17 protein-coding genes are annotated in these 24,407 nt (G+C 42.4%); 2 read left to right on the forward strand and 15 right to left on the reverse strand.

The genetic code is table 11. The annotated features are described in order from the left end of the window. Positions 1-755: 755 nt before the first annotated feature. The 4 genes from dnm_RS30340 to dnm_RS30355 all read right to left on the reverse strand — a co-directional run bounded on the left by dnm_RS30340 (position 756) and on the right by dnm_RS30355 (position 6,712). The gene (locus dnm_RS30340; RefSeq protein WP_207680601.1) at positions 756-2,564 is read right to left on the reverse strand and encodes a midas domain-containing protein; all 1,809 of its coding nucleotides are present in this window, start codon (positions 2,562-2,564) and stop codon (positions 756-758) included. A gap of 88 nt (positions 2,565-2,652) precedes the next feature. Next, a complete protein-coding gene (gene tsaD, locus dnm_RS30345; RefSeq protein ID WP_337833593.1) occupies positions 2,653-3,657 on the reverse strand; it encodes a tRNA (adenosine(37)-N6)-threonylcarbamoyltransferase complex transferase subunit TsaD in 1,005 nt (334 codons plus the stop codon). A 1,371-nt stretch (positions 3,658-5,028) separates the two neighbouring features. Then, a complete protein-coding gene (locus dnm_RS30350) occupies positions 5,029-5,832 on the reverse strand; it encodes a hypothetical protein (protein ID WP_207680603.1) in 804 nt (267 codons plus the stop codon). Positions 5,833-5,869: 37 nt separating this feature from the next. After that, the gene (locus tag dnm_RS30355; protein ID WP_207680604.1) at positions 5,870-6,712 is read right to left on the reverse strand and encodes an HAD family hydrolase; all 843 of its coding nucleotides are present in this window, start codon (positions 6,710-6,712) and stop codon (positions 5,870-5,872) included. 430 nt (positions 6,713-7,142) lie between these two features. On the opposite strand from dnm_RS30355, the gene dnm_RS30360 reads away from it, so the two are divergent. Then, positions 7,143-7,688, forward strand: coding sequence for a DUF2889 domain-containing protein (locus dnm_RS30360; protein WP_207680605.1), 546 nt, complete (start codon positions 7,143-7,145; stop codon positions 7,686-7,688). Between the two features lie 103 nt (positions 7,689-7,791). Next, positions 7,792-8,040 carry a hypothetical protein gene (locus dnm_RS30365; RefSeq protein ID WP_207680606.1) on the forward strand — a complete coding sequence of 83 codons (249 nt, stop codon included), beginning with the start codon at positions 7,792-7,794 and terminating at the stop codon, positions 8,038-8,040. A 119-nt stretch (positions 8,041-8,159) separates the two neighbouring features. Here the strand turns inward: dnm_RS30365 and dnm_RS30370 are convergent, their stop codons facing one another. The 11 genes from dnm_RS30370 to dnm_RS30420 form a co-directional block, all read right to left on the reverse strand. Next, positions 8,160-11,057 (reverse strand): glycoside hydrolase domain-containing protein, encoded by a 2,898-nt coding sequence (locus tag dnm_RS30370; RefSeq protein ID WP_207680607.1) that lies wholly within the window; start codon positions 11,055-11,057, stop codon positions 8,160-8,162. A 50-nt stretch (positions 11,058-11,107) separates the two neighbouring features. Beyond that, positions 11,108-12,487: a glycosyltransferase gene (locus tag dnm_RS30375; RefSeq protein ID WP_207680608.1), complete on the reverse strand. Its 1,380-nt coding sequence runs from the start codon at positions 12,485-12,487 to the stop codon at positions 11,108-11,110. Between the two features lie 184 nt (positions 12,488-12,671). Then, positions 12,672-14,171 carry a lipopolysaccharide biosynthesis protein gene (locus tag dnm_RS30380; RefSeq protein ID WP_207680609.1) on the reverse strand — a complete coding sequence of 500 codons (1,500 nt, stop codon included), beginning with the start codon at positions 14,169-14,171 and terminating at the stop codon, positions 12,672-12,674. Between the two features lie 461 nt (positions 14,172-14,632). Then, on the reverse strand, positions 14,633-15,361 hold the full coding sequence (locus tag dnm_RS30385; protein ID WP_207680610.1) for a class I SAM-dependent methyltransferase: 729 nt from the start codon (positions 15,359-15,361) through the stop codon (positions 14,633-14,635). 447 nt (positions 15,362-15,808) lie between these two features. Next, a complete protein-coding gene (locus dnm_RS30390) occupies positions 15,809-17,131 on the reverse strand; it encodes an O-antigen ligase family protein (protein WP_207680611.1) in 1,323 nt (440 codons plus the stop codon). Positions 17,132-17,240: 109 nt separating this feature from the next. Continuing rightward, on the reverse strand, positions 17,241-18,398 hold the full coding sequence (locus tag dnm_RS30395) for an N-acetyl sugar amidotransferase (RefSeq protein WP_207680612.1): 1,158 nt from the start codon (positions 18,396-18,398) through the stop codon (positions 17,241-17,243). Between the two features lie 183 nt (positions 18,399-18,581). Beyond that, positions 18,582-19,730, reverse strand: coding sequence for a glycosyltransferase family 4 protein (locus tag dnm_RS30400; protein WP_207680613.1), 1,149 nt, complete (start codon positions 19,728-19,730; stop codon positions 18,582-18,584). Beyond that, positions 19,731-20,264 (reverse strand): serine O-acetyltransferase, encoded by a 534-nt coding sequence (locus dnm_RS30405; RefSeq protein WP_207680614.1) that lies wholly within the window; start codon positions 20,262-20,264, stop codon positions 19,731-19,733. It abuts the gene before it with no gap. A gap of 589 nt (positions 20,265-20,853) precedes the next feature. Then, a complete protein-coding gene (locus dnm_RS30410) occupies positions 20,854-21,906 on the reverse strand; it encodes a polysaccharide deacetylase family protein (RefSeq protein ID WP_207680615.1) in 1,053 nt (350 codons plus the stop codon). Between the two features lie 372 nt (positions 21,907-22,278). Next, positions 22,279-23,211: a hypothetical protein gene (locus dnm_RS30415; RefSeq protein ID WP_207680616.1), complete on the reverse strand. Its 933-nt coding sequence runs from the start codon at positions 23,209-23,211 to the stop codon at positions 22,279-22,281. A 2-nt stretch (positions 23,212-23,213) separates the two neighbouring features. Continuing rightward, positions 23,214-24,332 carry a glycosyltransferase gene (locus dnm_RS30420; RefSeq protein WP_207680617.1) on the reverse strand — a complete coding sequence of 373 codons (1,119 nt, stop codon included), beginning with the start codon at positions 24,330-24,332 and terminating at the stop codon, positions 23,214-23,216. Between the last annotated feature and the right edge of the window lie 75 nt (positions 24,333-24,407).

Raw genomic sequence — 24,407 nt, forward strand, 5'->3', positions numbered from 1 at the left:
AGGGGAGAAACCCGGCTTTTTCCGGCAGGGAAGACACTTCGTCCGGGAAAAAAAGCCGGGTTTCTTTGTTCTTGCGCACCTGGTCCGAAAATTTTTCGAGTCTCACTCATTATTCATTCGGATTAGAAATCGGGGTTCCTTCTCCCCAATCCAAAGCGTCACTGTCAGCAGACCGAAAAGTTTTCGAACTGTTGCGGAGCGGACACAACGGGCAGGGGAGAAACCCGGCTTTTTCCGGCAGGGAAGACACTTCGTCCGGGAAAAAAAGCCGGGTTTCTTTGTTCTTGCGCACCTGGTCCGAAAATTTTTCGAGTCTCACTCATTATTCATTCGGATTAGAAATCGGGGTTCCTTCTCCCCAATCCAAAGCGTCACTGTCAGCAGACCGAAAAGTTTTCGAACTGTCACGGCGCGGACACAACGGGCAGGGGAGAAACCCGGCTTTTTCCGGCAGGGAAGACACTTCGTCCGGGAAAAAAAGCCGGGTTTCTTTGTTCTTGCGCACCTGGTCCGAAAATTTTTCGATCTGCTGACTGTCATTAAGCTGAGGAATTTTTTTATCGCACAGAATGTCATTTCAGAGGAGTCAGCGTTTTCTTTTATGTCAGGCCGTTTTTTAACATAATGGCAGTCAAACCGGAGGTCGGATGCGCTATGAGGCATCAGGGAGTGGTGAAATAAAAATTCACCACTCCTCCGCCAATTCATGAATATAGCCTGTCTTACAGGTAAGTTAGTCAGCTCCCACTTTTTAGTTATGATGCCCAAGTTATTTTCTGATAACTCATTAAGGTCATTATATCCTCTTCTATTTTACAATCACATTTCCCTCCCGGACTCCCGCATAAGACGCATTTCAGTTCATCCAGATGTTTTTGCCATTGTTCCGGCGTAACCATCTTGGGTCGTTGGGTCTCTGACAGGCGGTTGTCAAAATGGTGAGGATACATCTCATAAAGACTCAGATTTTTTGTTTCCTTTAGTTCTTCAGGCAACACATCGCTATTCTGAATCATGCGATTTTCCTCTTTTTGCTCTCCTCCTAATTCTGACAAAGATTCGGTTTCATCCTCAGAATCATGGTCCTGAACAATGACCTGCTCGGATTCTCGTAAAGGTGCGATGTCATGCTGAGAATCACGGGTCCGAGCCATGCCGGTGTCTTCCTCTTCTGTCCGGTCCGATGCTTGCAAAGATGCCATGTCATGTTGCGAATCACGGGTCCGAGCCATGCCGGTGTCTTCCTCTTCTGTCCGGTCCGATGCTTGCAAAGATGCCATGTCATGTTGCGAATCACGGGTCCGAGCCATGCCGGTGTCTTCCTCTTCTGTCCGGTCCGATGCTTGCAAAGATGCCATGTCATGTTGCGAATCACGGGTCCGAGCCATGCCGGTGTCTTCCTCTTCTGTCCGGTCCGATGCTTGCAAAGATGCCATGTCATGTTGCGAATCACGGGTCCGAGCCATGCCGATGTCTTCCTCTTCCGTCTGCTCCGATGCTTGTAAAGATGCCATGTCATGCTGCGAATCATGGGTCCGAGCCATGCCGGTGTCTTCCTCTTCCGTCCGGTCCGATGCTTGTAAAGATGCCATGTCATGCTGCGAATCATGGGTCCGAGCCATGCCGGTGTCTTCCTCTTCTGTCTGCTCCGATGCTTGCAAAGATGCCATGTCATGCTGCGAATCATGGGTCTGGGCCATGCCGATGTCTTCCTCTTCTGTCTGCTCCGATGCTTGCAAAGATGCCATGTCATGCTGAGAATCATGGGCCTGAGCCATGCCGGTGTCTTCGTCTTCTGTCCGGTCCGATGCTTGTAAAGATGCCATGTCATGCTGCGAATCATGGGTCCGAGCCATGCCGGTGTCTTCCTCTTCCGTCCGGTCCGATGCTTGTAAAGATGCCATGTCATGCTGCGAATCATGGGTCCGAGCCATGCCGGTGTCTTCGTCTTCTGTCCGGTCCGCTGCTTGTAAAGATGCCATGTCATGCTGCGAATCATGGGTCCGAGCCATGCCGGTGTCTTCGTCTTCTGTCCGGTCCGCTGCTTGTAAAGATGTCATGTCATGCTGCGAATCATGGGTCCGAGCCATGCCGGTGTCTTCCTCTTCTGTCCGGTCCGCTGCTTGTAAAGATGCCATGTCATGCTGCGAATCATGGGTCCGAGCCATGCCGCTGTCTTCCTCTTCCGTCCGGTCCGATGCTTGTAAAGGTTCAATGTCAGGCGATGAATCATGGGTTTGAACAATGCCCCTGTCGTTCTCCTTTGACAGTGCTGATGTCGGTAAAGGTGCGATGTCAGGCGATGAATCATGGCATTGAACGATATCGCTGTTATTCTCCTGTGACAATTCTGATATTGGTAAAGGTCTTGTCTCATGCTCCGAATTATGGCTTTGAACAATATCCCTGTCATTTTCCTGTGACAGTGCTGATGTTGGTAAAACTGTTCTGTCATACTCCGGAGCATGGGGTTGAACAATAGCACTTTCATTCTTCTTTGCCAGTTCTGATTTTGATAAAAGTATGGCGTCAGATTCCGGCCTTATATTCGCATCTTCATTCATTTTTTTTACATCTCCAATTTTTTTATTTGAAACCAATATTCTTTCTTATAAATCCGTTGTTTTTTTCGCAGACAGGAAAAATAACTAACTATAATACCCTGGAATACACATCTGTATTCATATCTGATACCCCTCCGTTTGTCAAATAGTGGTATCCGGCAGCCGCAATCATTGCCGCGTTGTCTCCGCACAAATGAAAACAAGGAATATGAACCTTAATTTTTTTTTCTTCGGCATCCTGCCTGACTTTTTCCCTGAGTCGTTTATTCGCGGCGACACCGCCCACAATGGCAATATGTCGGCATCCTTTTTTTATTGCAGCGTTGATAATTTTGTATGAAAGAACATCAACAACCGCCTCTCGGAATCCTGCAACGATATCCGGTATTTGGTTCTGATATTCATCTTCATGCGTCTGAATGTAACGATTTACCGACGTTTTCAGACCGCTGAAACTGAAATCAAAACCGGATTTGTCCAGATATGCCCTGGGAAAAATAATTTTATCCGGGTCCCCTTCTTTCGAAAGCCTGTCAATAACGCCTCCTCCCGGGTATCCGAGGCCAAGCATTTTGGCCACCTTGTCAAAAGCTTCTCCGGCCGCGTCATCACGGGTCTGTCCCATGAGTTCAAGCTCTGTATGAGAGATCACATGATAAACATTGGTATGCCCGCCGGATGCCAAAAGCGCCACAAACGGAAAAGGAGGCGGATCCGGTTCCAGAAATACCGAATGAATATGACCCGCAAGATGGTTTACACCGGTCAACGGAAGATCAAGGGCGAACGCATATGCTTTGGCAAAGGAAAAGCCGATAAGCAACGCGCCAATAAGTCCGGGTCCCCGGGTCACGGCAATAGCGTCAATTTGTTTCAAAGCAACGCCGGACCTGCTGATGGCTTCATCAACCACCGGAACTATCGCTTCAAGGTGCTTCCTGGAGGCGAGTTCAGGCACAACGCCGCCATAAGGGCGATGTACCTCAATCTGGGAGGAGACCACAGATGATAAAATTTTTGTACCGTCAGCAACGACTGCCGCGGCCGTTTCATCGCACGAAGTTTCAATACCGAGTACCTTCAAGATCAACATCCTCAAAATTAATGAAAAAATGTTAAAAAAACAAGTAATTTGCTTTGTAAAAGCCTCTGACAGCGTCAGCATATTTCCGAATCCCTCTGCTATATTACCAAATACGTTTTGACGGGCAAGTTCGAACATCAGACCCGATAGGTTTCCAAAGTCTCGAAGGTCTTCACCCGTCGAAAATGGAAAAACTAAGTTTTTTGAAAAAACTTAGTTTCTTATCCGACAAGCTCATGCTGAAAGAAGTATCAGTAGATCGAAAAGTTTTCGGGCTGTCGCGGGACAGACACGGCAAACGGGGAAGAAACCCGGCTTTTTCCGGCGGAGGGAGCCTTCTGTCCGGGGAAAAAAGCCGGGTTTCTTTGCCGCACCGCATACAGTCCGGAAACTTTTCGATCTACTGAGTATAGTAAAATTTCTGATTATAATGGATATAGGGGAGGGCCGACCAGGCCCTGTAAGGGCGACATATTTGTAGCATTAAGAAGTTCCGGGCGGATCCGGAGTGCAAAAATTTTATTTTTGCAATTGCGGAAAAGCATTTTTCGCAGTCCGGAGAAATTCGCCTGCTGTTAAGTCAGCATTAAGAAGTTCCGGGCGGATCCGGAGTGCAAAAATTTTATTTTTGCAATTGCGGAAAAGCATTTTTCGCAGTCCGGAGAAATTCGCCTGCTGTTAAGTCAGCATTAAGAAGTTCCGGGCGGATCCGGAGTGCAAAAATTTTATTTTTGCAATTGCGGAAAAGCATTTTTCGCAGTCCGGAGAAATTCGCCTGCTGTTAAGTCAGCATTAAGAAGTTCCGGGCGGATCCGGAGTGCAAAAATTTTATTTTTGCAATTGCGGAAAAGCATTTTTCGCAGTCCGGAGAAATTCGCCTGCTGTTAAGTCAGCATTAAGAAGTTCCGGGCGGATCCGGAGTGCAAAAATTTTATTTTTGCAATTGCGGAAAAGCATTTTTCGCAGTCCGGAGAAATTCGCCTGCTGTTAAGTCAGCATTAAGAAGTTCCGGGCGGATCCGGAGTGCAAAAATTTTATTTTTGCAATTGCGGAAAAGCATTTTTCGCAGTCCGGAGAAATTCGCCTGCTGTTAAGTCATCAGAATTACCCCGCCTCACCCTGTAAGGGCGGCATATTTGCAATATGATTTGCTACAAATATGGCGGCCGCGGGGCTTTGCCAGCCTCCTCTAAATCTGTTATAATCAGTAAAATTTATGTCCGAGTACCTATAATTACCATCAGAGTTTCGTTTGGCAAGGGTTTTCTGCTTCACTGCATCTGGAAAAATTCGGGAAACGCCCAGCTGTCACAAAAATAAGCCCTGATATCAATATCAGGGCTGAAAGCAAAAGCCAGTTCAAAGCCGGCTATGGGGATATTACGCTTTGGGACTCATCCGAATTTTTTCTTTCAGATCGAAAATCCGTTTTTTTATCTCATCCTTGCTACAGGAGTAAAGCGTTTTGCAAAACAGCGTGATTTCCGAAGCCACTTTATCCTGTTTCGGAAGTTCAGGATATGTTTTCAAATCCAATGAATCAAGATCAACAGGCTGGAACGCGAGACGCTGATTAATGCCGCATTCGTCTCCGCCAAAGCACATTCCCCCTGTGATACACGCTTTTTTCTCAGCTCCGGGATCAAATTTTTTAGCAAACTGAAGAACAGAAGAAGGAGACATGTCACAATTCATACTGCGTACCTTTTCATTGATGAAATCGCACATGCTCACGATCAGATTATAATAGACACTGATCTTCCCGATATTTTTCTCACAACAAGTCTCGTCAGCCTTTCCATTGACATATTCATCACAAACCTTTTGCAGATCATTATATGCCCCCAATACAAGCTTGGTAAATTCTCCTCTTTTTGTAAACGCAAAAGGAATCTCTGTCGGAAGGGGGGCACCTGAAAACTGACTTTCCAGCAAAATATCCGGAGAATCAACTCTGAGAAATTTGTAAAAATCACGGGCCGCGTGGCCGCCCAGAAGCAGATAATTCAGAAACCCTGCCCGGTCAGCCACTTTTGCCTCATTCTCCCGAAGCGATTCCACAAAAGACCCGAACAAGGCTATCATCTCTTCCATCTGCTTCCGTGCGCCGAAAAAAGTGCAGGCAGCGTCCGTGAGAACCTCTTCAACCAAAGCATCACTAAAATCATTATGATATAAGTTCATGACATCACGTATTCCCTATGGAAAATTTTTGTGAGTGTTAAAGTGAGTCCGGGAATAAGATATTCAAAACACGCCTGAGGTCTGAGCGATCACCTTTTGGTTCCGCTAAAATAATCGTTCCCGGAATTTTTTCATTTTTAAGAACATTTTCCAGGTGATTTTTCAATGCCTCATTATAATTAAAGGCTATTCCCAGCCCCCCGTTTCTGGCGACTTCGCATATCCCGCCACTATCCCCCATGGTGTCACCGATGTGAGCGACACCTGTCCTCGGAATGTTCATTTTATCGGCAAGCTCAAAAACGAACATGGCCTTGTCTTCTTCATTCCGGATGCCGAGTTCCACTTTTCCGGTGGCATGGATTTTGTCATAAAGTGCTTTATCTGCCCTGTTGACAAAATAGTCTCTCACAAGATCAGACAGATCGTTTTCACCAATTGTTTTTGACGGATTTCCTTCCCATGCGAAAATAAGCCGGTTGCAAATGACACCATAAATTTTTTCCGGTCCGAAAAGGGATTTTATAACCTCCGCTGTCACCGAGTATCCAGTGGAGTTAATAACAAAATATTTTCCATTTTTATAAAGTGTCAAGATAAATTCTTCAAACCCTTTTATAAAACGCATTTCTGAACGGGCATATTCAATGGCATTTCGCAACGTCAGCCCCTTTGTCAGCGGACCGGCCGTATCAAAAGCCTGCTTCATGCTTAACAGGCCGGATGTCTGTTTTGCGAAAATATCCTTTGCTCTTTCATACTGTTCAGGTCTGTGGGGGAAATAAACCCGTATCATATCCATCATGGTATGCTGGTGAACAAGCGTGCCATTGAGATCGCAGGAGACCATTTGAATTTTTCGAAGCTGTTTATCTTTCATCGGAGAACCACCTGACTTATTAGTTTTTTTAAACAATGCTTTTAATTCTGAGAATAAATTAAATTATAAACAAAAATTTTATTTTACACAACTCTATTTTTCTTTCATTTTTATAAGAGGTATCTTCTTGTTTTTATATGTGATTATTAAATAAACCCATTCAATCATCTTGATTGTTGCATAAATATTAAAATTATCATAAATATTATCAAGGAATCATCAGAAAGAAAGATAGCTACTCAGAGAGATGGGATAATCCGGAATTCCGGAATCTGTGTATATGCAAAACCTGACCAGACAGGCTGCCCTGTCCGGCGATTCCCGGGGATTATTCTGAAGACTTTTTCTGAATCATGTCCCCTGCTTTCCGATTTAGTCGTTACAAAGACAGGTGATTTCCTGAATAGTTGAATATAATAAGGAGAATGAAATGGGTTTGATTGAACAACGCAAAGGAGAAAAACTTCATACCAGAAACATTGAAATATCCAGTTACATTTGCGACGATGAAACGATCGTTGTTGAAGGAAAACTGTTGGATAATCGTTTGGTAACGTGGCACAGTATTTCAGGAGAAAAACATCCGCCGGATATTGTTCATCAGATGGTGATCCGGCTGATATTCGACATTTCATCGCTCACCATAAAGGATATTGAAGCGGAAATGCCGAATACGCCTCGTGAAGAATGCCATGAAATAACCAGGAGTCTTGATAAAATTAAGGGGTTAAAAATTGCTCCGGGGTTTACGTCAAGAATAAAAAAAACATTTGGCGGAACCAAGGGCTGCGTACATTTAAGCACGCTCCTGCTGACAATGTGTCCGGCCGCGATACAAGGCCAGTGGGTTTATCTTGCCCGAAAACCTATGACTGGTTTTTCTTCTGATCTGCTGGAACAATATCTTCTTGACACATGCCATGTATGGAGAAGAGACGGCCAGTTGGCTAAGGACGTTCAAAGAGCAATGACATGATTTCTGATACGGAAACGGATGGACACTTTTCCTTTGCTTCAGTAAAATAATCGGAGCGTCAAAGCGCAGCTTTGAGGCTTCCTTCATCAGTTGGGGGGAACCAATGAATATGCGGGTAGAATGCCACGCGGGATATTGTGGAGAAGAAACACCTCGATGTATTTGGCTGGGAAAAAGACAAATTGAAGTCAGAGAAGTTCTTGATTGCTGGCTTACACCGGGCTGTCGCTATTTTAAAATTCTGGGCGATGATAACTCCATTTACATTCTTCGCCACGACGAAGGATCATGGGATTGGGATATGACTTTCTACAAGCAGGCAGAACCAACGATTTGCTGCGACAGAGAATGAGAACTTTATAAATATGTTGTCATTCCTGTGGAAACAGAAATCCATATATCAGCAGTACCGATTTTTGAGTTTACAGGAATGACATTCTGTTTCGTTGTGACGGATTTTCAACAGTGCTGTCAGGGTTTGAAACTGTCGCAATCCGGTTTGTATGGTTCAACTTTCGGTGACACGGGAACATAACCGACATCAGGCCATTTCTTTATGTACCGGGAGGTTTTTTGTTTTGCCATATTCCGTTTGTATTCCGGCCCCCTGTCTGAAAGCATCTTTCCCACAGAATACCTCAGTTTCCATAATTCCGCGGGACTCCCGCTGTCATAAGTAAGCGTGCCCGCGTCACTGTCAGAAGTTTTGCTGACCCTGCCTTCCAATCTGATTATATTTTTCAGCCATTTCACAACAGCAAACCGGGGGATTCCGTAAACATCACATAACAGCGTAAGATATTCCGCATCCTGCTGTCCGCGGGTGAATGCCTTTAAACGAACAGAGGGTTTCGGGCCCCGGGCATGAGGATAAAACAACGCATTCTGATCCGCGATCTTCCAGCAATGCTTATTGCCGATGGTCTGCCAGGGAAGCACGCCGGTGGCTCCTTTTGCCCAGGCGGAGAGACACCATAGGACGGGCTGAGTGTTCGGTTCTTCAATTTTATTTGCAGTTCCATATTCCGCGAAACACGCGTTCCCCCATAATATTTGTTCATCATGTTTCATTCTGGTTTTCTGAGCATTATTGGTCCCTATATACTCTGCATCCGTAACTCCCCAAAGCATATTACGGCCAAACTGGCTGTAAGAGATATCACCGCGATACCACATTTTAGCATTTCCCCGAACCGGATCAACTGCCAGACGCCATAATATTCCGTACCATCGAAGCGCCCAGAAATCCTGGGTGTTTATTGGTTCGTCAAAAATCCAGGGGGCCGAGCTTTTACCAAAACCGCTCCGATAATAAACTTTGTTATTGAGATAAAACTGAAAAATGGTATCATGCCATTTTTTTTCATCACAGTGTTTTGCAAATGCCGCGAATGACTGCTTCAGTTCTTCTTCGTACTGAGATGTGAACGCCTCATCGGCCCAGTAAGAAGAGCTGTAATGATTGAAAACACTTACAGGCCAGTTCTCACTGAACGGCAGATAAAATACATCAACTGGCTCATTCGTCCTCGGTAAATCTTCAAAAGCAGAGCCGTCCAACAGGGGCCCGACTTTCTGATCCCATTCTGACCAGTCAAAATCATTGCCTTTCCACTCAGGAGCGAAAGACGGAACCCCGTTCCATGCGTAAGGAAGACGATTGACGCAGGTGCAATGTTCATGGGCAAGGCGATAGTATTCATATCCCTTGTAAGGGGAAACCGTTCCGTAAGCATTCATCTCCGGGACAAAAGAAAGTTTATTGGGCAAGGTGAAGTTCCAAACCGTAAGATCAACATCCAGTTCAAGGCGTTCCTGACCCGCTGAAATAATCACTTTTCCCAGTTTCCTCCCCGGGGATGCTTCATGCGGCACATAAAGCTCGCATAGTTGAGACTTGAAACTTGAAACTTGAAACTGGGGATTCGAGTTTCCAGTTTCCAGTTTCCAGTTTCCAGTTTCCAGTTTCAAAGGAACAAGCGGATCCGGAAGTACGGAGATTGTTTTTCCTTGTTTGCTGAGTACATTTACATAGGCGAACTGATAAAGTTTGGGTCTGAGGGTCGGATACTGATCAAACGCGTAACGAACTGAGATATCTTCGGCATTTCCCTCCAGACTGAGCTGAAACGCCACGGTTTCATTCCGTGCCGCATATAATCGGATGCGCTTCTCCTTTGCGGAAAAGAGATGGTTTCCGCCTTTATAACCTTTTTTTTGAGCCGGTATCATTTTCCCGGTCTTGGGATCAATTTTATCCAGCAAATCCACAACAGCAACTTTGACACCGCCTACTGTGGGAAGTTCTTCAGACCGAGGAAACTTGAAACTTGAAACTTGAAATTTGAAATTTGAACCGGAAGATAATTGGATTTTTTTTGTAAAAGGATTACCTATATTGCCGGCGTTATCAACGGGTCTGATGGTCAGAGAAATTTTCTCTCCGGGGTTGAAGGGGATATCCTGTATGTGCATTCGGACTTCCTCTCCTGATTTCCCTGCCATGGGAATCAGATAACGCGGCAAAGATTTTTTTGTATTTCCTTTTTTATAACTGACATGAAAACCAAGGGATTTGCCGCCACCTTTATCATGAGGGGTCTTCCATCGGACCAGGGCTTCTCCGGCCGGAAATCCCTCGGTTTCGACTTTTGCAGATTTAACTGGCTCAGGGGGAACAGAATCCGTACCTTGGAACCAGACTTCCAGCCAGGGTGCGTTGCTTCCCTTTTCCTTGCTGTGACAGAAGCGGTTCGGAAAATAGGTAAACTTGAACTGTCCTTTTCTGAGAGACCAGATGTTCCCCACTTCATCATAAAGGCAAAATCCGTGACTGAGTCCGGCCGCCCGGGCAGCAATCACATCCGCATCTATGGCGAATGTCTGCCAGCCATTCTGATCCGGGGGGGTGCAATCAGCAAATTTCCAGAGCGTATGGCCTCGCCCGAACACCACATCCATAAGGGTGCTGCCCGGATAAGCCCAGTTTCGCTTTTTATGCTCGGCCTGATCATAGCACGAGGTTCCTGTCTGAGACTGATATCCGACTGAGGTGCCTTCTGTCCATTCAGATGCCAGAGCGGAAACGCCCACACGGGCAAGCAGGGCTTTCCGAGGAGAGGCTGAACAGATGTGAAGCATCGCTCCGGTTATGATTTTGCCCTTCAGAGGATTCAAATCAATATCCAGCAGGATATACTCCTGCTGGCCTTTTAGTTTGAGTTTGTTTGCGCCTCCGTTGTTTCCGAACTTTTCTTCGCCTACCGATGAGATACAAGTATCTCGTATGACAGGGCATCTGATAACTTGGCCATCCGGAGGCCAGGCCGAAGGTTCGGCAAGTGTCGCTCCGAAAAATAAAAAAAACAAGAACCCGGTGAGGAGGACTCGCGTTAAAAATCGGAAATTGGAGATTGGTCTCAGACACATATATCTTCTATGATTTTCTCTAACTGGTTTGCAATATTTCTGACATCAAACGCTTCTCTGTGTTCATAATTTACCTTCAATGTTCCGCTCTTTTCCTTATCTGAAACTTTCTGCTCAAGGTATCCTGCCAAACCTTCTATGTCGTGAGGCTCAAAAATGTCTCCGAATTCATATTTTTCTATCATTTTTCCCAATGCCCCGTCTTTTGAACTGATGGTCAGAATGGGTTTGTTCAAATAAATGTACTCATAGATTTTGGAAGGAATCTGGGTTTTTGTATCCTGTTGTATAATCACCAGAATATCAGACCCGACCATATGCCGGAGGCATTCGGTAAACGGCAGTGATCCCAACTCCCCGTAATTTTCATAAAGCAAATTCTTAGCTACAAAGTCTTTTACATTGTAGTCCAACTTAGTGGCTCCCATTTGTCTGAACTTAATCTTTTCAGCCATCCTGATATTTCTTTCCCGAATCTTTCCAATTGCTTCAAGAATCGGTTTCGGATCTCGTAATCCGTAAAGAGAGCCTGCATGAGTAAGCAAAAGATCACTCTCTTCTTCTTTGGTTTCTCTCAAATGAATATCTCTGAACTCAAACTCATCATATCCGTTAATTAAAACAACGAATTTATTTTCCGGGAGGAACTGATATCTGTTTACAAAATCTTTTTTTAACTCTTCGGTGTTTAAAAGAACGATATCAGCATCTGTGACAATCTTTTGTTCCAAATATTTTTCGGCCGATTCTCTTAGCTTTCCTTTACTAAAAACATATGGATTACTTACCCAGGGATCCCTGAAATCTATGATTAATCTCACGCCGGTTAAACGCCTGAGGACCCAGCCTGTGATCAGAGATGTCCACGGCGGACCCGTTGCGAAGATAACATCAATATCCTTCTGATTTAAAAGTGCTTTTCCTTGCCATATCGCGGGAATCATCCACGGGAGGGAATAATCCGGAAAGGTCAGAATGTCGGAAATAATATTTTTAAGCGTGCCAAATAAGTTTCTTTTGCCAGAATCAGATATTCCGGTTTCAGCAGGTTTCTCGGAATGTGCGATGTCTGTATGATGAGTTCTGTTTTTTTTGGATAATAAGGAGGTAAAGAAATTCCTCCCTTTCAACAACATTTTGAATATGTCAATGGCCCCGGCCCTGATAATCACTTCATTATTTATTGGCAAAGGCACCTTGTTTATTGCGGAAAAAAAATCCGGATATAAGTCTGGTTGTAATGTTAATACATACTTTTTTTTCAGCGGCAGATAACGCACAAACTTGACTGACCGCTGAACACCCGGAAGACCGTTTCCCCCCACAGGGGGATATAAATAGGCGATAAATAATATGCTTCTCTCATCCATCTTTTGTTTTCCTCAATCTGGAATTTGGCAGTGCGGCAAATTCGGATATTCTCTGATACCCATCTGATCCGGGGAATTACAGCGTTTATATCCGAAACTGGGACATTGCCGCAGAACCTGAATTATAAAATTGTTCAGCATGACCCATTTCTTCCTTGGCCCCGAATTATGACAATTTTCTTTCTTAAGCCGGATTTCGAATGAAAAGTTTTTTTACAGCGCCCTTAATTTTTTTGTTTTCAGGTATCAGGGACAATACTTCGTAGAAAAGCGCGCTTTTTAATAAAAATACAAAAAAACAATAGCTGCTTACGCCGATAATGATCAAAATACAAGTGATTAATGGCAGAGGTAAAAAAAAGGACAGCAGATATTTGCTGCCGAATATCACAAGAACCATGGCAGAGGTTGCGAGAAGCGCAACAAATATGTTGGACAGATAATTCAGAACAGATAAATCAAGTAAGCGAAGTGAAAGTTTCAGGGTAATAAAGAAAACCAGCATATATCCGAAAACCCAGGCAAGACAGAGACCTGTAATGCCGTACCACCAAGTGCCTGCTAAGAAAAGCAGAGGCATTAATACCGAGGCAATCGCAACATATAATAAATTCACATCTACCCGCCCTATGCCAAACAACATCGGTGAAACCAGTGTGCCTAAGGCTCTGAAAGGCATAATCACACATATGATCTGCGTCGGCAAAATAACATCCGACCATTTATCTCCCAGCAACCATCCGAGGATTTCAGGAGCGATAATTAAAAATCCCCAAAAAACAGGAAAGACTATCAGACTGCCAATACGGGTTGCCTTTAAAAAATATGAACCAACGAGTTTCAGATCAGATTGAATGCTGGAATAAGCAGGGAACGCCACCTGATTGATAATGGGCATAAATTTGTCCAGCGGTATCTGCGATAATTCCAGTGCGACCGAATACACGCCAAGGACTTGATTTCCTAAGATTCGTCCGCCTATGAAAACATCGGATTTTGAATAAAAAAACCATAAGATACGAGCAACCAGCGTATATGTGCCAAAGGAAATAAATTCCTGAATTCCTCTGAGTCTGAATCTGGGGAAAAAAAAACTGGGAGAGACAATGTTATAACCGATCAGGTGAATAACATGGACTGATATTGAAGCCCATATGAGTGACCATACGCCGTAGCTGTTTAATGCCAGTATCAATGCAAGACATGAAGAAACAATGGTGCCTGAAAGGTTGACAATGGATTTCCTTTTAAAATCCATCTCGCGTATGAGGATAGACTGCGGAATGATATACAATGCCAGTAACAAAAAATTTATACTTAACACTTGTAAAATAGGAACAAGCCGAGGCTCTGAAAAATATTTTGCAATGACATGAGAACTCAGAATTAAGGCAACACACAGGAAACTGTGAGACACAATTATAAATCCGAAAATATGACATAGCTGATTCTGATCAATCTCCTTTTTCTGAACAATCGCCGAACCCATTCCTAATTCACTGATGATAATCAGAAAATTAATACACACAGAGCCCATAGCCATGAGACCGTAATCTCCGGGATTTAAAATCCGAATGACAAAAATCGTTATTGCCCAGGAAATGATTTGCCCCAGATATTTCATGCCGCCGAGCCAGGCAATGGACTTCATTACCTGATTTTTCAACTCATTATCTTGAATCAATTGTATTTTCCGGTTTCCAGTGTTAAAAACTTCAGACCTTTCCAAAACTTCGGAGGGTCAGTTTTATAAATGAAAAAAAAATTAAGGAATCCTTCATTTGTCGGTTTGCACTTTGCTGTGGAACAATTTTGCAAATGGTTCAGAAGAATTTGCAGCATTGTTCCACAGGCCGAAAAAAGATGTCTGATTATAACGGATTTAGGGGAGGCCGATCAAGCCCTGTAAGGGCGGCATATTTGTAGCAGATTTGTAAGCACGGGCAAAGCCCCGTAGGGGCGGCATATTTGCAACATGAACAAAGTATGTCGCCCCCACAGGGCTTTTTTACCAGCCTGCATGACGAATGCTACAAACATACCGCCCCCACGGGGCTTTACCGGCCTCCCCTAAATCCGTTATAATCAGAAAAATGTAAACTGTTTTTTAGCTTCTGTGAAGGATGCCAAAATTAACTCGTTTAATTAGTTATCTGTTAAAGGTTCATCAGAGTTCTTCTGAAGCAGGATACACGTCAGCTGATGCTTTTCGTGTTTTCCGACCTGACGCGGAGGAGATATTTGCTCTCCGAATGTCCACAACTCACCCGAAAAGAACTGCCAATATTCCTGCTCTATCAGTTTGCCGTTGTTCGTTTTTATCCATTTGTTCAGTTCATCAGATGAGAAAACCTGACAGATATAAGGCATGTTCTGACCATATCCGGCTTCAGGTAGTTTATAAACATTTGGAATATATTTATTTTCATTATAGGGAAAAGTAAGTGCCAAATGTCCGCCCGGGGTTAAAAGCGAAAACATATTTTTAATCGCGTCATTATAATTTTCTATGTGTTCCAACACACTTATACAACTGATAAAATCAAATTTCTCTTTTATGCGTGTGGATGTTATGTCATCATTTATCACATGGAAATGTCTGTTGAACATGCCTGACAGCCAATAGTCTGATACATTATCAATAGCTGTTACGATAAAGCCGCATTGTTTCATTACAGCAGGTAAGGCAAACATACCACTGCCCACATCTAACACTCTGGTCGGACATATTCTCAGGAGTTGTTGAAAAAGAAAACGAAATTCAACGGGTCTTTCATTAATTCGTCTGAACTGCTGATCTTCGTATTCTCTTCTGCAAATATGCTGTATATACCATTTTCCGAATCTGTGAATGACGGATTTAAGTAGTTTCATGAGATGGCCTTTGTTTATCAAATTTGATTAGTTATATTAAACGCTCATAAAAAAATTCGGGTTTTTCGCCCCGGGTCATAAAAATATGTTCAGATAAAAAACCCGGCTTTTCAAAATGTATTTTTATGGGTATGTCCCACCTTTTACACAAGGACAGGTTTTATGTGTAAAAGGCGGGACACATCTGTTTTTTGCCACGAAGGCACAAAGTTTCACTAAGGGCTTGTAAAAAAATAACTTGAACAAATAATCAGATTCGCATGTTATAACAGGACAAATGAGAAATGCGGAAACCGGAAAGGTTATTTTTTTACAGACCCTAAGTCTCTTTGTGGTTCCTTTGTGTCTTTGTGTCTTTGTGGCTAATTTTTTCGGATGTGTAAAAGATGGGACACACCCATTTTTATAGTAAAAGATTTAATCAGCAGCCGTCTTGTATATCGGGTTTCATTCATCCGAACTGCTACTTAATCCTTTGACATAATAAATATTTCCAAAACATGCAATGAATAATGGAAACCAATATAGAATTTCACTATTCAGTCGATTGAGAAAGGTAGCTGCGAGAAGAAAGCCGATAAAACCGGTTTCAAGAGCTAATCCTTGAAAATATGCTGAGTAATCACCTTTTTTAAGCAGGTAACGTTTTATTTTTTTCATATAAAAAAAATTTGATAAAATAAAACCGACAAAAACAAAAGTCCCCCAATAGCCTCGTTCAGCAAGACATTGAAAATAAAGGGAATGAACCGCTCTTATACCTGCATTGGCCGGCATATATTCTTGGGGAACATACTGGGGACTCAGATATGCAAAGCCCCAGCCGCCTGCCCCCCATGGATAATCTCTTAGCACCTCTTCCCGGGCGATCTTCCAAAATAATTTTCTGCCTCCTCCCCCTGTGTCAGACTCTGTTTCTTTTGATATTCCCTCGATTCTCTCCCAAAAGGCATCATCAGCCATGTAAAGAAATGCGCATATTCCAAGCATGACCAGTGCGATGAGTTGAAATCGCTGTTTCATTGTCACTTTTTTATTTAAAAAAATGTATAATCCCATATAAGTACAGGATAAAACCAATCCGATAAAACTTCCCCGACTGTTAATAAGGACAATGGCCAGCATCACGAACGCCAAGAGAAAAAGAAGCACCCCTCGCTTCCAGAGTTTCGTTTTCACGAGATTACTCTTTACGACAAAAAACATCAGCATGGGAATAACACCGAGCAAAGATGCCGCGCAGTTATTGCCATCTGCCCCTGAATCTGCCGGACCCGTCCCCTCCACTCTGCCATCCGCATTTCTGCCCATATTTCTGGTTTCATAGGCCACATAAAAACTGCCAAGCATGCAAGCCCACATCATTCCGTCGAACTTTTTTGGCGTGTCAATGCCTTTATATGCGATAAAGATAAAGATTAATAATTTAATATGATCCTGTAAAAATTTTGAATGCATCTGTGGCCAGACAGCCCAAGAGGAAATGATAATGACCACTATCACGTTCATCAGATACCACTTGGTCTGAGGAACATTAAATAATCGGTTTTTTGCATATTTTTGACGTTTTAAAATGAATGCTATTAAGATGCAAAACGCAACAGTGAAGGACCATCTGACCTGGGGTAAGCCCCCATACCACCATCTGTCAACCGGGTTAAGCCAATATTGCATCACATACAGATAAACACCCCAGGAGAGATCAACAAAAAATGTCGCATATACACACCCCATATAGGATAAAAGAAAAGCTAACCCAAAATTTGACATGGCAAATTCCCTTTAAATCTCATTTGTTATCAAGGACATCCTTTTAGCATCTTCAATTCCCGGGCTGTCAAGATTTGACTCCGTCCTTAATATAAAGACCAGAATCAAGTTATTTTATCTTCATTCCAAAGCGTTTATAGAGTTGCCATGGAACAGATAGTAATCTGAATGCCAGAGACTCTTTAACAACCAGGTCCTCCTTGGTAACATAATTCAGATGTGATTTTTTTTCCTTATTTTCGATATCCTTTTTTTCCAACTCCAAAAAATTCAGGAACTCATCCAGTTCAGCAGGGGGTTCTTCTTCACTGTTCGACAGGCTGTTCAACATTTCCACTGCTTCTTCTCTGGTCATCTGACCATCCCTGATAAGCTGTGAAAATTTTTCCTGCTTAAAGATGAAATTGGGGATCTGCTTGTTTTTCAAAAAATTTTTAACCGGCGCAAATTTACAATCTATATGATCCTTTTGCTTATCAGGCGTATCCCAGTCAAGCTCTCTCTCCAGCACGTTCTGTATTTCCAGATTATTCCATATGACAAAATCCGGTAAATTGATCCTGATATAATCAGAATCAGACAATTTCATCTTTATTTTCTCAAGGGCTGAGATTTCATCAGAACGTTTAATCAGAAAAGAATTTATTGTTTCCAAAGAAAATCCGTTTTGTAAAAGGACCCTTCTGAGATATACGGGATGTGTGCATGTAATTTCAAACGGAGACTGTTCGTCCACCCTTGTGCTGGTTCCGGAAATTACAAGGGGAATATTGAACTGTTTTTGGTACTTAGATGTGGCATAGTTGATACCGCTCGTACAGACAGAACAGAACTCGCCTCCGTCCCGAACCATTGTTTTGTAAAATTTTCTTACGATTTCGGGCTGATAGGTCAGAAATACATGATCAACATCAAGTTTGCTGACGGTGTTAAAAATATTTCTGATCGCATACTCACTCATAAAAAGATTATTAAATGTAACAGCAAGAGGATTCAAATTATACTTCCTTTTGCAAAGGTATAGTACATAAGAACTGTCTCTCCCGCCGCTGTAAGGAATAAGGCAGTCATACTTCCTTTTTTTTGCCTTTGCCCAATTAACGATTCTGGTTAATTCGGCTTCGGCTTTGTCATAGTCAAAATTTTGCCATTTTTTATCCCATTCAAGACAATAGTTACAAATGCCGTTCTTATCAAAACTTATGTTTGGGAAATCATGGGGCAAGACACATTTGCCACATCTGATTTGTTGACCTGTTTCTTTCATTTTTTTGCCTTTCTGAAACTGGTTTTAGCGGTTTTCATTTTTTAAATTCCTGACCCAAAGAACACTTACAGACAATTATCATGCTTGTAGTGTTATAAAAAAGTTTGCAGTTCCGGATTCAGGCGGTCTGAGCCGACCGCCTGAATCCGGAAAACTGTGAACTGGCAAAGTTTATGTTACAACTTATGTCTTTTTGACAAGGGATTTGTAAATCGCTTCAATGGCTGTTAAACGTTTTTTAAACGAAAAATTTTCTGCTATTCGCTTTTGCCCGTTTATTGAAAATTCCCGCCTTATTCCCGAATTTGACAAAAGCTCAAGCACGACTTTCGTTATTCCGTCAACATCACCCGCGTTACATAAGATTCCCGTATCGCGGTCAGTGACAAGCTCAGGTACTCCTCCCACCCGCGTGGCAACGACAGGAACCCCCATGGCCATGGCCTCAAGAAGTGTGTTCGGAAGCCCCTCGCTTAGAGAAGTTGTAAGGAACAAATCAAAAGACAAATTAAAGTTTCGTAAATCAGTTCGATGTCCTGTAAAAATAACGGACTGCCCGATTCCCATTTCTTTAACCTGCTTTTGCAAATCGCTCACAATCCTTCCCTTACCATCACCAATGATAAAAAAATAAGTGTTCGGCTTTACGGCAAGCACAGCGCGTGCAACTTTAAAAAAGGTAGGCAAGTCCTTTTCTTTGCTCAGGCGGCCGACCGTACCTACAATAAAACTTTCTTCGGGAATACCGAATTCTTCCCGCACGGTTGACACGCGGTCCGTTTTTTTCCAATACTCTGTATCTATTGAGTTATATAAAACGCTGATCGTTTCCGGGTCAATCCCTTTGTTCACCATAAGTTTTCTGGTCGCGTCTGACACTGCGATATGTAGCGGATAGAAACGAAGCATCATAAATTGTAATTTCTGCTTCAGCCTGTCAGAGCAGGAGTGTATAATCCAGCCGTGGGCGGTATGCATAATTTTTACCCTGGGATTCAGCAGTTTTAGCAAAAATCCAAGTAACGTGCTTTTCAGCTCGTGAACGTGTATGATCTGAATATTATTTTTTTTGATCAGCGCATTGAGTACAAAAAGACATTTCAGATCCAGCATACGTTTGTCTGACACTTCAATATAATCAGAGACACCAAACTGCCTGGCCATGGTGCCAATTTGGAAATCATTGTCTTTCGGATCACGTAAGTATGTCACAAGTACAAAAAAATCGGCTTTGTTGTGTTTCGCTGCTGAGAGAAGAATGGTTTTGTCCGGTCCTCCTCCTCCTTTATAAGTGCCCCGAAGCTCCATTATCTTTATTTGTTTATTTATCATTTATTGTTTGCGATCACCACTATGGGCTTCTCTTTTTTTTATAACACACGGATTTCCGAATGCTACTGAATTATCCGGCATATGTCTGTTTACAACAGCATTTGCACCTATTCTGCAGTTTTGTCCTATTGTAATTTCACCAATGATCTTAGCTCCGGCACCGATAAGCACATTGTCCCCGATGTCAGCCGCCCCCCCGTAGCCTCCCCTGTCCCCGATAGTTACGCAGTGATACATCGTGCAATTTTCACCAATTTTAACAAAAGGATGGAGAATTATACCTCCGAAATGATGGATTCTGAGACCTTTTCCGATCCTGCATTCAGCGGGGATTGATATACCCGTTGTAATCTCAATAAATCTTTCGATAATAAAGCGAAAAGGCTGGGCCGGTATTTTTTTTTCTCTCAGCCAATGGAAAACTCGATACACAAGTATTGCCTGAAAACCCTGTGAAAGCAAACCGCGCAGAATTATCCACCATGATTTGGGATGTCCCAGCCGGCGAATGTCAGCTTTAATGTTTTCAAACATAAAAACGAATCGTTTCCTTTTTATCAGATTTTATCTCAAAGTCAAATGTCAGCTTTAATCTTTTAGGTATCTCGTTCCCACGCTTCGCGTCACTGCCATTAAGTTAAGGAGCATCCGAAGTGACAAAAACAGTTTCCGGCGAGGGTGCGAAAAATAATTTTCGCACTCCGGAAGCTTAACTTAATGGCAGTGAGGCTTCGCGTGGGAATGCAGTGCGGACGCTTCGCGTCCTGATTTCGACCGCTGTCCGAGAAACGAAGCCTCCCGAAGGTATTCCACGGAAAGCGTGGGAACGAGGAAAGGCCGACACTTGGTTTGCGTAAAAGTTGGGACGCCCCCACATTTTCATCAGCCCGATACTCATTCGATTAATCCGACAGAATGATCGCGGGAACTACAGGTGACTCTGTTCTGAAAATAATACCTATAATTACGAATATTTTGATTCATCGAGGCGAATGAGGGTAGTGAAGGAATAATAGTGTTTGCAGTAAGAGGAGGAGTACCATCAAATTTTCTTTGGCGACACATTCTGTATATAAAAAGTAGCTCGGATAAGAGATGGAAACTTCCCCCACTTCCAATTTGTTTAACCAATCGCTCCGCGCCAGCGATCCATAATTTTCCGTAATTTTCTGAGAAATTCCGAATAACCGCACATCTGGGCTTCAAATTCTATCTGAGAGTTACTCTCGCTGTCTAAGAAACGGTTAAGTGCATACAAAGGGGTCCGCGGGAAATTAAGTCCTGCTTCACATGTCGTAGCACTTTTAATCCCTGCTGTACGCAAATAAGGAAACTGCTCAGGCTTCCAAAAACCACTGGGGTAACAAAAGTGTTGCAAAGGATTTTTAGATACACTGGCGAGAAAGGCTTTGTTCTCAGCTAATTCCTGAACAGCGGCTTGTTCTTCCCCAGGCCACCTGTGGCGATGCGTATGTAATTGGAAATCAGCACCCGCGGCACTGAGTTCTGATATTTCGGAGATTGTCAACAGACTAAAAATACGCGTTTTCTCAATCTCAGGGTAATTAAGACCCAGCCCTTCACCCAGACGTTTCATGAAGGCGCATTTTTCATCATTGTTTAATTGTGAATTACCATAATTAATTATTTGGTTCATCAGTTGCTCTGAGATATCCGCATTTGGAAACTGAACTGAATCAGTTAATGGCAGGCCCAAGGCTTCCAAATCAACCCGCGTTTCTTGTGTTTTCCAAAACATGTATTGCACAACCAGATTAAAAATCGGCGTTTCTTTCATGCTGTAATAGCTTGTCAGATAAATGGTATAAGGATACGATTTTTCCTCCAAAATATCATGCGCATATAATTTTGTGGCAAACCATCCGTCGTCTATAGTAATAACTGTAGCCGCAGGAGGCAGTTTTTTTTCAGACAGCAGCTCGATGGCCTGATTCAATCCAAGTACAGGAAATTTCTCTTTTTTCAGGAACTGTAATCTTTTGCGAAACGTCTCAGGTCGGATGAATAACTCCGGTCGCCATTCAATTTCTTCACCTACAGCAAAGCTGTGATAACATAAAATTCTTAAACCATCTCTCGTTAAATATCTGGAAATATGAAATAATCCCATCCATTTACTGAGATATAAAAAGATAAGTTTTATTTTTTCATACATTTTAAGGCATCCTTCATTTAGTAGTTTACACTTTCAGCTAAAATGAATTTTTTATGTTTTTTTTAATTCATGATAATTTTGATTATTTTTATAATATAAACAACCTATTACAAAAAAAACTACAAATTTTGTAGTTAATTTTAGCTAATCATGTTTGAAGTGTGTAAAAAACTACAAAATTTGTAGATTTTACAATATCTATTTGTAAATATTACTTTTATTTAGCTACAAAATTTGTAGATTGAAAAAAAATGGACTTTTTTTCAAATCACCAAAAGTGTAAAGTACTTTTGGGCAAATATGAAGGATGCCCATTTTAATTACTTTTTCTCAACTGTCATGTTTAAAAGGCGATGAATCATCAATCTGTCTTTACGCGGTCTTACCCATTCCTGCTTGGGTATCAGCCCATTCAAGCAAGTCCTTCCTATTCCAAATTATTATATAATTGGTCGGCATATATTTGCCTTCCTTATATAATCTTTTACGAGTCAGCGACTTCTTTGTTGATAATCTGATGGCAGACTGACTCGTGCCAATTCGGAATGCCTTTGCCTTGTTTTGTTCCGGTACCACCCTTAAATATGCCAATCTCGGACTGGTGTTCTCAAGTTGCGGATCGTAAAGCCAGCTTGCCGCGTACATACCTCTGATCCTCGGATTTAACTCCAATAATTCACATATCCTGAGATAACAGAGGTCTCTTTCTTTCTGATTGAAACCATCCAGATAGCGGTCAACTGTGTGAATCTGATAGAATGGCTTAAATCCGCCCATCTTGAACAAAGCAAATTGCAGCGCATCAATAAACTGTCGTGGACCGCCGGAAACAAGAAAATTCCTCCCGATTCCTGAAAGTTCTATTATCCAGGCACCGCCAATAGGAATGATCCTCCGGCTGCATCCTCCCAAGTCTTTGAGAAACGGGTCTTTTTTGTAATTGTAATAATCGTCAGGTTGTGTGGAGAAATCCTTCAGCACTCTTTCAAACCATTCCTGATATAAATCCAGTATGCTGTCAGGCATGTGTTCACGTCTCAGACTTTCCACAGTGTCTTTGATAAAACATGAAATCGCCAATTTATGGTACAAGGTTAGGGTATGATCGTTGTATTCTGATTGTATATTTTCAAAGATGGCGTTGAGTTTCGGGCTAATATAATTATAGTCGCATAACTCCGGATATGATTTTATATCATTCAGATAAACTTCGATTGGAAATTTGTGAAGAATATTATGATCAATTGTTGATATTTCTTTGGTCAGTTCTCTTATATAATTATCTGTCAGACCCTGTTCCAACATTTTTAATCTGCTCCGTTATACATTGTCTCGTATGATCTGACCATCTTTTTAACAGTAAAATTTTCTTCAAAGATTTTTCTGCCCGTTTTTCCCATTTTTTTAATCATTGTTTTGTCAACAAACATAAGATTTATTTTTTCCGCGAGAATTTCTTCAGCATCATTTGGAATGACAAAGCCGTTTTCATTATTTTTAATGATTTCAGGGTTTCCTCCCACGTTTGTTGCAATACACGGCAGACTGCTGGCCATGGCCTCAAGCAAGGTCATGGCAGTCCCCTCACTAAAAGACGTTAGCAGGAAAATATCCATGATCTTATAAAAAAAATGAGTGTCTTCTCTGAAACCTGTAAAAATAACATGTGAGGAAACCTGAAGTTCTGAGGCGAATGTCTCCAGATTTTTCCGTTCGGGTCCGTCGCCGACTATAATCAGAAATGTTTCAGGATAGTTCTTTAAGACAATTTTTAAGGCTCTGATCATCATTTTCTGATTTTTTATCGAATCAAGACGGGCCACCGTACCTAAGACATAAGCATCTTTGCTGATACCCAGACACGCTTTCAGGTCCGAATTCTGAGGAAGCATATACTTGGCATCATCTATGCCGTTATAAACAACAGATATCTTGTTTTTGGGAAAATTTTCAAACTGAACCAACGCGTCCCGCGTGGCCGATGAAATCGCGGTAACATGGTCTGTGAGCAGATTCAAGAGAGGGTTTATGAAAACTCTTTTAAGTTTTCGCTGATCCGGATAAAATCTTCCGTGTTCGGTAAATATAACTTTGCACGGAGTGAATGCCGCACTCAATACACCATAAACATAAGGAGTGTATTGGTGGCAATGAAGCACATCAATATTATCCTGCTTGATATGACAGCGAATTTTTCTTATCAGTGAAATGTCGAATCCTGGTTGCCGTTTCAAAGCTGTTATCTGACAGCCTTTCTTTTGTAACTGCACCCCGAAAGAACCGATAACTTGATCCAGACAAAGGATGGACACATCATATTTCAATGGATTTGTGTTTTGGATGAGGTTATAAATAACCTGTTCTGTACCGCCTATACTCATGTCAAATGTAACATGAACAACCCTTTTCAGTCGCTTATTGCCCATAATTATGCTTTTTTGTCGGGTGTGTCCCCTTTTTTAAACAAATTAAGGATATTTTGGAAAACAGCGTTTTTTTCA

The organism is Desulfonema magnum, assembly GCF_017377395.1.
Taxonomy (GTDB): Bacteria; Desulfobacterota; Desulfobacteria; order Desulfobacterales; family 4be13; genus Desulfonema_C; species Desulfonema_C magnum.